General features: G+C 71.3%; 7 protein-coding genes. All 7 read left to right on the forward strand.

Features of this window, described 5'->3' with window-relative positions; genetic code table 11:
- On the forward strand, positions 1 to 1,597 hold a 1,597-nt coding region (locus EJK15_RS65040), incomplete at its 5' end, for a MinD/ParA family ATP-binding protein (RefSeq protein WP_476739210.1).
- 47 nt (positions 1,598 to 1,644) lie between these two features.
- A complete protein-coding gene (locus tag EJK15_RS65045) occupies positions 1,645 to 4,122 on the forward strand; it encodes an ATP-binding protein (RefSeq protein WP_138720220.1) in 2,478 nt (825 codons plus the stop codon).
- Positions 4,119 to 6,371: a type IV secretion system protein gene (locus tag EJK15_RS65050; RefSeq protein WP_138720221.1), complete on the forward strand. Its 2,253-nt coding sequence runs from the start codon at positions 4,119 to 4,121 to the stop codon at positions 6,369 to 6,371. The genes EJK15_RS65045 and EJK15_RS65050 overlap by 4 nt, the downstream gene beginning before the upstream one ends.
- A 2-nt stretch (positions 6,372 to 6,373) precedes the next feature.
- Positions 6,374 to 6,997 carry a hypothetical protein gene (locus tag EJK15_RS65055; RefSeq protein ID WP_138720222.1) on the forward strand — a complete coding sequence of 208 codons (624 nt, stop codon included), beginning with the start codon at positions 6,374 to 6,376 and terminating at the stop codon, positions 6,995 to 6,997.
- Positions 6,994 to 8,088, forward strand: a complete 1,095-nt coding sequence (locus tag EJK15_RS65060) for a C40 family peptidase (protein ID WP_138720223.1) — start codon at positions 6,994 to 6,996, stop codon at positions 8,086 to 8,088. The genes EJK15_RS65055 and EJK15_RS65060 overlap by 4 nt, the downstream gene beginning before the upstream one ends.
- Positions 8,085 to 8,480, forward strand: a complete 396-nt coding sequence (locus tag EJK15_RS65065; protein ID WP_138720224.1) for a (deoxy)nucleoside triphosphate pyrophosphohydrolase — start codon at positions 8,085 to 8,087, stop codon at positions 8,478 to 8,480. The genes EJK15_RS65060 and EJK15_RS65065 overlap by 4 nt, the downstream gene beginning before the upstream one ends.
- A gap of 84 nt (positions 8,481 to 8,564) precedes the next feature.
- The coding region (locus tag EJK15_RS65070) for a hypothetical protein (RefSeq protein ID WP_138720225.1) at positions 8,565 to 8,755 on the forward strand (191 nt) is incomplete at its 3' end.

Consider the following 8,755-nt stretch of genomic DNA (forward strand, 5'->3'; position numbering starts at 1 on the left):
CCATGCGGACGGCCCCGAGCCCCCCGCTCCCGCCGCACAAAACGTGACACCGGATACGGACGACGCCGACACGCCGGCCACGCCGCCGCCGGCCGACATGGCCGGTATGCAGCAAATCGGCGACGTGTCGGACCGCTCAGAGACGCAGCCGGGTGCGGTCGGCGACGCGCCAGGCACGCCGGGACAGATCGGCGATGCGCGGCCCGAGAGCGCTGGATCGCAGCGGCCGGGTGCGGTCGGCGATGTGCCGGGTGACTCGACGGCGCAGGAAGCCGACGACGCCGGTGCGACCGGGGAGCGCCCGGACGAGGCTGCGGTACGGAAGCCGGGCGCGGCCCGTCGTGGCACACCGACGCCGACCGAGGCAGGTGACCGCCGCAGGCTGACGCCGGTCGCCTCCGATGACCGCGCCACGCCGGACACGGCAGGTGACCCCGCCACGTGGGCGTCGGACACGGCAAGGGACCAGGTCCCGGGTACGGCTGAACCTCGGTCGAGGCAGACGTCGGGTTCTGTTGACGAGCCGGCGGCGTCCGGGCACGACGTGGCCGGTGAGCGGGGTCGGGGCAAGGCCGGGGTGGTCGATGGGCGGGCAGGTGAGTTCGTTGCTCCCGTGCCGGTGCCCGGGCCGGGCGAGGGCCGGGTGCGGCGGGTCGAGTCCGTTGTCGGGCGGGACTCCGGCGGATGGCGGCGGATCGCGCAGGTGGTCGTCGGCGGGGGCGGGGTGCGGACCGACGGGTCCGAGGTGGACGAGGCCAGGGCCAGGGGCGTGTTCGGCGGGAGCCGGAGGATCGTCGTGCTGGGCTGCACCGGCGGCGCCGGACAGAGCACCACCGCGCTCATGCTGGGCCACACCCTCGCCAAATACCGCGACGACAGGGTCGTGGCGGTCGACGCCAGCACCGGCGGCAACACCCTGACCAGCAAGATCCAGCCCGAGACCCCCGAGACCCTCACCTCGCTGCTGTCCGGGCTGGACCGGGTCAGCGGCTACCTGACGATGCGCGGCTACACCACGAGGACGGTCTCCGGGCTCGAGGTGATCAGCGCGGACACCGACGCGGACGCCGAGCAGCGCCTGGCGGACCGGTCCTTCTTCTCCGACCACCGGCTGGGCGAGTCGATGCGGCTGCTCGACCGCCACTACAAGCTGGCCGTCATCGACCCGGCCGCCGCGCTGGCGGCCCGGCTCCTGCCGTACGCGGACCAGCTCGTGCTGGTGGTCCCGGCGAGCGAGGAGGCGTCGGAGGCGGTGGGGATGACGTACGAGTGGCTCGACGGGCACGGCTGCGCGGAGTTGCGCAGGCGGGCGGTCATGGTGGTCAACGGCGTGAGCAGGCGTTCGATGGCCGACGTCGAGCAGGCGGAGGCGGTGGCCAGGGGCAGGTGCCGGGCCATCGTCAGGGTCCCTTGGGAGGACGATCTGGCGCCCGATGGGGCGGAGGTCGTCGATCCCGGGCAGTTGCGCGCGGCCGGGCGGCGGGCATTCCTCGCCCTCGCCGGTGTCGTGGTCGCGGGCTTCGCGGCACAGACCGTACGAGCGAGCGAAGAGGAGTTGGCGAGTGACCCCCCGGGCACGAGAATCGGTGAGCGATAAGTGAACATGCGAGCAGGTCTGGCCCGTTCGTGCGCCGAGGGGGCGGCATGAGCAGGGCGTCCCGAGCGCACCAGCGCCTCGCGGTCCGCTATTTCGACGACCGCATCCTGCTCACGGACGCCAGCGCTTGGGCGTACTTCCGCCTCCCGACGGTCAGCTACGAGTTCGTCACCCCCGATGAGCGCGAGGTGCTGGCCACCAACATCACGATCGCGCTGGCCGCGATCAGGATGCCAGACGCCGAGGTCCATCTGAGGGTGGCGCACCGCACCTACCCCGCCGCGGAGTGGGCCATGGCGCTCAACGCCACGTCCGACGAGGGGCCTGGCTGGCGCGACTACCTGGAGGAGATGTACCGGCACGTCTGGGCGAAGGACTTCTGGACGAAGGAGGTCTACCTCGGCGTGCGGCTCGGCCCGCGGGGCAAGCAGCTCGGCAGCGGCGTGCTGGCCCAGGTCTTCGGCTTCTACCAGAAGACGGAGAAAGCGCTCGGCATGGAGGACGACCACGTGCCCGACAGCGAGATCGGGCGGTGGACGGAACAGGCCGAACGTCTCGGGCGAGCGCTCGCGTCGAGCGCTCTCTACGCCCGTCACGCCACCTCCGTCGAGGTGGCGTGGTTGTTCCAGCACGCGGCCGCGGGCGCGCTCGGCGATCCGCCGCCGTCGGCGAGCACGAAGCGCCGCTGGGGCAAGGGCGAGATCGAGTCGCTGGTCGAGGGGGAGATCCACAACGGCAGATCGCTGCTGCGGATCGTGCAGCCGCAGGGCGACTCGTACGTCGCCCACCTGTCGTTCGCCCGGTTCCCCGACGTCATGCCGTTCCCGGACGGCGAGCCGTGGATGCACTTCGCCGACCAGCTGCCGTTCCCGGTGGAGATCTCGTCGCGGCTGCGGCTGATCCCGGCGGTCAAGGCGTCGAAGGACGTGGCGCGCAAGCTCGCGCACGCCCGGGACATGGATCACCACATCCGCGAGGCGGGCGCGGAGGCGCCGCTGGCGCTGGCCGAGCAGATCGACGCGGCCCGCATGCTGGAGCACGGCATCACGAAGGAGCGGCTGCCCTTCGTGTACGGCTGGCACCGCCTGATCGTGTCGGCCCCCACCGAGGAGATGTGCGTGCAGCGGGTGGAGGCGGTCGTCGAGCACTACCGCGACATGGGCATCGACGTGGTGAACTCGACCGGCGACCAGTTCTCGCTGTTCTGCGAGGCGCTGCCGGGCGAGAAGGTGCGCATCAACGCCTACGCCCAGCGTCAGCCGCTGCGGACGATCGCGGGCGGCATGGCCTCGGCCACCGTGGACCTCGGCGACCGGCTGGGCGAGGGCAGCGAGGGCTGGCTCGGCCCGTACATCGGCGAGACCGTCGGCCGGGCCCGTAGCATCGTGCATTTCGACCCGCTGGTGGCGGCCACCCGCAACCGGCCGACCGCCATCGCGATCACCGGCGAGCCCGGCGGCGGCAAGACCACGCTCGCGCTGCTGATGATCTACCAGATGGCGCTGCGCGGCGTGACGGTCGCGGTGATCGACCCGAAGGGCGACGCCGAGTCGCTCGTGCGGCTCCTGGAGAAGCGCGGGCGCAAGGCGCGGATCATCCCGCTCGGCTCGGCCGCGCCGGGCCTGCTGGACCCGTTCTCGTTCGGCGACGACATCGCGGCGAAGAAGACCATGGCCACCGAGACGCTGCGGCTGCTGCTGCCCCGCATGTCGGAGGAGCGCGAGTCGGCGATGATCCAGGCGGTGGCCGCGGTGTCCAACGGGCCCGACCCGTCGCTCGGCAAGGTCGTGGACTACCTGGAGCAGGTCGACGACCCGGCGTCGAAGAACCTGGGCGCGGTGCTGCGCTCGATGTCGGAGATGCGCCTGGCCAAGCTCTGCTTCGACCCCTCCGGCGGCGACCAGATCGACACCGAGGGGTGGACGACCGTGTTCACGCTCGGCGGGCTGACGCTGCCGGACGTGACCACGACCAGGGACGACTACTCCTACGAGCAGCGGCTGTCGGTGGCGCTGCTCTACCTGGTCTCCCAGTTCGCGCGCCGGCTCATGAACGGCCTCGACCGGCGTGCCCCCAAAGCGATCTTCCTGGACGAGGCGTGGGCGATCACCTCCACGCCCGAGGGCGCCAAGCTGGTGCCCGAGGTCAGCAGGATGGGCCGGTCCCGCAACACCGCTCTCGTGCTGGTCTCGCAGAACGCGGGAGACCTGCTGAACGAGCAGGTGACCAACTGCCTCTCGTCCGTCTTCGCGTTCAGGTCCACCGAACGGGTGGAGGTGGACCACGTCATGTCCCTGCTGGGGGTGGAGTCGTCGGAAGAGCACAAGGCCGTGCTGCGCTCGCTCGGCAACGGCGAATGCGTATTCCGCGATCTGGATGGCAGGGCCGGCCGTATCGGAGTAGACCTGATCTCCGAGGAACTTCTCCGCTGGCTTGACACGAACCCGACACACGACAAACCCGACGGCGCCGGGCATGATGATCTTCAAGGGGGCGTGGGCAGAGCGCAGGAGGTACGGTCATGAAGATCCGGCTATCCCGACGACTCGCGCTGGCTCTCGCGCTCGTCACGGCCATTCTCGTGGTGCCGCTCGTGGTGGGCGCCGTCTCCACGCCGGCCGCCGCGGCCCCGTGTGACCTGTCGGGCCCGCTCAACCCCGAGATGGTCGGCGGCGGCACCGACGGCCTGATCCAGGCGCCGCCACCCGCGAGCGGGCCGCAGGCACCGACCACCAACTACGGCCAGTTCGGCATGAGCGGCCAGTTCTGGCACACCCACGAGCTGGGCTGCGCCGACTACGTCGCCGTGCTCGGCAACATGTGGGCCAACGGCATCTTCACCGCGGCCAAGGCCATCGACCGGCTGACGATCACCACGTACCAGGCCGCGGCCACCGAGGGACCGCTCCAGTCGATCAAGGACGTGGTAGACGACATCGTCCAGAGCCTCGCCGACGCCATGTACTGGCCGCTCCTCCGCCCGATCGTGATCATCGGCGCGATCTGGCTGGCCTGGTACGGGCTGATCCGCAAGCGTGCCACCACGACCGCCGAGGGCGTGATCTGGATGGTGCTCGCGGTCACCGTGGCGGTCTGGTTCTTCAGCCGGCCGGGCGACTTCACCGGCCTGGGCAAGGTCGTCACCGACAAGACCGGCGAGGTGGTCAATTCGGCCTTCTCCGGCCTGCCAGGCGCGGGCGGCGCCTCCTGCCTGCCGCCTCCCGGCGGGGCCAGCCCGCAGGTCAAGGCGGGCGGCTACGCCCAGACCGGCACGCCGGGCGTCGAGCAGAACGCCGACGCGCTGTGGTCCACGCTGGTCTGCAAGCCGTGGCTGGTGGGCCTGTTCGGCACGGCCGACCCGCAGCAGCCCATCGTGCGCGACTGGGGCCGCAAGGTGCTGGAGATGCAGTCGATCCCGCCGGCCGTGGCCGGTCAGCCGACCCCCGACCGGGGGGCCCGCCAGCAGGAGTACGCCGCGCTGGCCGACAAGCTCAGGAACGACCCCCGCTACACCGTCTTCTCCGGCCGCGACTGGTCCAACCGGCTCGGCGTGGCCGTCGGCGCGTTCATCGCCGCCATAGTGGCCGGCCTGCTCATCTTCCTGGTGGCGGTCTCGCTGCTGGTGCTGAAGGTGGGCTTCCTGCTGTTGCTGATATTGGGGCCGGTGTTCCTGCTGATCGGCGTACATCCGGGCAGCGGCCGCATCATCGCCATGCGCTGGGTGGAGATGCTCGTCGGCACGCTGCTCAGACAGGCCGTGCTGACGCTCGTGCTGAGCGTCCTCGTGTACGGGTACGCCCTGATCATCTCCACGGCCATGCCCTGGGGCCTGCAGGTGCTGTTCATGGCCCTGCTGACGATCGCGGTGTTCTTCTACCGGCGCCCGTTCCAGCACCTGTTCGCATCGATGAACGGCCACTCGGTCGCCACCCGCATGCTCGGCGACGCGGCGAGCTCGCCCGTGCTCGAACGGTCGGCGGGCGTGCTGCCGCCGGTCGCGTCGGCCAGGATCGGCCGCTGGGGCCTGCGCAAGGCCGAGCCTCTGATCAGGGCGGCCAGCATGGCGAACCCGGCCGGCGCGGCGGCGACGACGGCGGCGGCGGCCACCGGGCAGGTCCGGGTACGCGGCGAGGACGGCGAAGGCGCCGCGGCAGGCACCCGCATCCCGGCCACGGCGGCGCCCCTCGACACCGACCAGCAGGGCGGCAAGGCGGGCAGCAGGCCACCGCTCGAGCCGCGCAGGGGCACCGCGCCGCCGCTCAACCTGGGCGCGACCCGCACGCGCGGCGCCGCGGCCGGTGGCCCCAGGGTCGGCGGCACGGGCGGGGCCGGCGGGTCAGGCGGGTCAGGCGGCTCGTCCAGCTCGGGCGGCTCCAATGGCTCCGGCTCCGGCGGTGGCGGTGGCGGCTGGTTCGGCGGCCGGTCGGGCGGCGGCTGGGCCTCTCGTGGCGGCTCCTCCCGCGGGTCGAGGTTCAGCGGTACGGGCGGCTCCCGTTCGGGTGGCACGCGCTCGCGTGGCTCGGGCGGCGGGCTGTTCGGCGGCTCTGGCGGCACCGGCGGCGGCTCCAGGAACGGCGGAGCCAGGCCCACCGGCGGGTCACGCTCGGGCGGGGGCGGCAGCAGGTCCGGCGGTCCCCGGATCTTCGGCTCCGACGAGCCGTCGTCCCGCACGTCCGAGGCGCCGCCGCTGTGGCTGCGCAGCAGCGGTAACGGCGGCTCCGGCAACCCATCTGTGCCCTTCTGGCTCAAGCCGAACAACCCGGACAAGGACTGAACATGGCGCAGCCAGGTGACAGGCGGGGGGTGGCCTTCGCCGCCATCGTCGTGGTCATCGCCGCGGTCGGCATCTACCTCACCATGTGGCCGGATGCGGAGGACCCGGCCGAGCCCACGCCGCAGACGAGCCGCCCCACCAGCCTGGCCATAGCGTCGAGCACGCCGCTGGCGACCGCGAGTGCCGCGCCGTTCGACGTCTACAACTATCTGCCGATGAAGAAGGAGCAGCTCGCCGCGGCGGCGGAACTGGCCGAACGGTTCACCGCCGTGTACGGCACGTTCCGGTACGACGAGGACCCCGCGGCCTACGCCGGCCGGGTGAAGGCGTACACGACGGCCGAGCTCGGCAACGTGCTGACCCGCACGATCACGTCGGCGGGCACCGTCGAGCAGAACCGCAACGACGAGATCGTCTCCACGGCCACGGCCAGGGTGAAGGAGATCAGGCAGATCGAGAAGACCTCGATCGTCTTCGTCGTCACCGGCACCAGGCAGGTGGCCGCGAAGAGCGGCGCCAAGCAGCTCACCGAGGACTACGCGGTCACGGTGAGCCAGCTCGGGACCGACTGGCGGATCTTCGACATCCTGCCGGCGACCGAGGGCCAGGAGGGTGATCCGGGGTGAACGTCTCACGTGTGCGCCTCGCCCTGCTGATCGGCGTGGCCGGGCTGCTCCTGCTGGTGCTGGTGATCGTGTCGCCGATGCTGCTGATCTCGATGCCGTCGTTCATCAGCGATGGCCGCACCTCCATCGACTGCGAGGACACCACCCAGGTGGAGGAGGTGTCGGACTCGGCCGCCACTGACATCCCGGGCGAGTACCTGGAGCTGTACAAGGAGCACGGCAAGAAGATCGGCGTCCAGTGGAACATCCTGGCCGCCGTGGGCAAGCGCGAGACCGACCACGGCCGCTCCAACCTGCCCGGCGTCAAGAGCGGCACCAACTACGCGGGCGCCGCGGGGCCGATGCAGTTCCTGATCTCCACATGGGGTGGCAAGGCCAAGATCCCGATGTCGTCGCGGTTCAACGGGTACGCCGCCGACGGGGACGGTGACGGCGTGGGCGACGTGTACAACCCGGCCGACGCCATCCTCGGCGCCGCACGGATGCTCAAGCGCAACGGGGCTCCCGAGAACATACGGCAGGCGCTGTTCGTCTACAACCGCGCCTGGTGGTACGTGGACCAGGTCGAGGAGATCGCCAGGAAGTACGCCAAGTCCGGCGACGTCAAGGTGCCGCCGCAGGCGGAGGAGGAGTGCGACGAGCCGCTGGTGGAGGCCGCACCGAGCGACGTGGTGGCCAAGATCCTGCAGTACGCGCTGGCGCAGCGGGGCAAGCCCTACCTGTGGGGCGGCACCGGGCCGGACGCGTACGACTGCTCGGGCGTCATCTACGCGGCCTACCGGTCGGCGGGGCTGTCGATCCCGCGTACGACGTTCGTGCAGTGGCCGTTCGGGGTGAAGGTGTTAGACGGCGAGGAGCAGCCGGGCGACCTGGTGTTCTTCAACGCCGGCCCGGGGACGTCGGCCAACAGTCCCGGGCACGTCGGGCTGGTGGTGTCGAAGGGCAAGATGCTCGAGGCCCGGTGCCGGCTGTGCGGGCCGATCAAGGTCACCAGCTACCAGACCCGCGCCAACCGGATGGGCTTCACCCGGCCCCTGCAGCACCCCGATGTGCTGGAGCAGCTCAAGAAGCTGCAGAATCCTTCCCTATGAGCACGGTTGTGGTTGTGGCCGCGGTGATCGTCGGCGTGGACCGCCGGGTGCTCGCCGCCCAGCGCGCGGAGCCCGCGGCGCTCGCCGGCGGCTGGGAGTTCCCCGGCGGCAAGGTCGATCCGGGGGAGGGCGAGGTGGCCGCGCTGATCCGGGAGTGCCGGGAGGAGCTCGGCGTGGAGATCGCGGTGGGCGATCGCGTGGGCGGCGACTGGCCGCTGTCCGAGGGGTATGTGCTGCGCGTCTGGCTGGCCTCGCTCGCCTCGGGCACGCCTGAGCCCAGAGAGCATCTGGCGCTGCGGTGGCTGGGGCCCGGCGAGTACTACGACGTCGAGTGGCTCGGGGCCGATCTGCCGATCATGAAGACCGTGGAGAACCTGCTCCTGCCTGATTGAGTAGTCTCTCTCTGTGACACAATGACTACTAAGCGTTATTTTGCGCTACGGGTGATGTGTGTCGCAGCGGGGGAGTGGGCGTAGATGCGTCGTGGCTGGATTCTTGCCGGGGCGGTGATCCTGGCGGCGGTGCCCTCGGTGCCGGTGGCCGCGGGCGGGGTGTCGCTGGTGCTGGAGCGGGTGAACGAGTCCGACGGCGCCGGGAGGTGGGTCAGGACCGGGGACGTGCAGCGCTTCAGGGTGCGGCTGAACGGGATGGCGGAGGGGGCCAGGGT

Source organism: Nonomuraea basaltis (genome assembly GCF_005893125.1).
In the GTDB taxonomy this organism is placed as follows: domain Bacteria; phylum Actinomycetota; class Actinomycetes; order Streptosporangiales; family Streptosporangiaceae; genus Nonomuraea; species Nonomuraea basaltis.

Bases quoted from the DNA above. Each gene is read 5' to 3' on its own strand.
- EJK15_RS65045 (WP_138720220.1), top strand. From the start codon at position 1,645: ATGAGCAGGGCGTCCCGAGCGCACCAGCGCCTCGCGGTCCGCTATTTC.
- EJK15_RS65050 (WP_138720221.1), top strand. From the start codon at position 4,119: ATGAAGATCCGGCTATCCCGACGACTCGCGCTGGCTCTCGCGCTCGTC.
- EJK15_RS65055 (WP_138720222.1), top strand. From the start codon at position 6,374: ATGGCGCAGCCAGGTGACAGGCGGGGGGTGGCCTTCGCCGCCATCGTC.
- EJK15_RS65065 (WP_138720224.1), top strand. From the start codon at position 8,085: ATGAGCACGGTTGTGGTTGTGGCCGCGGTGATCGTCGGCGTGGACCGC.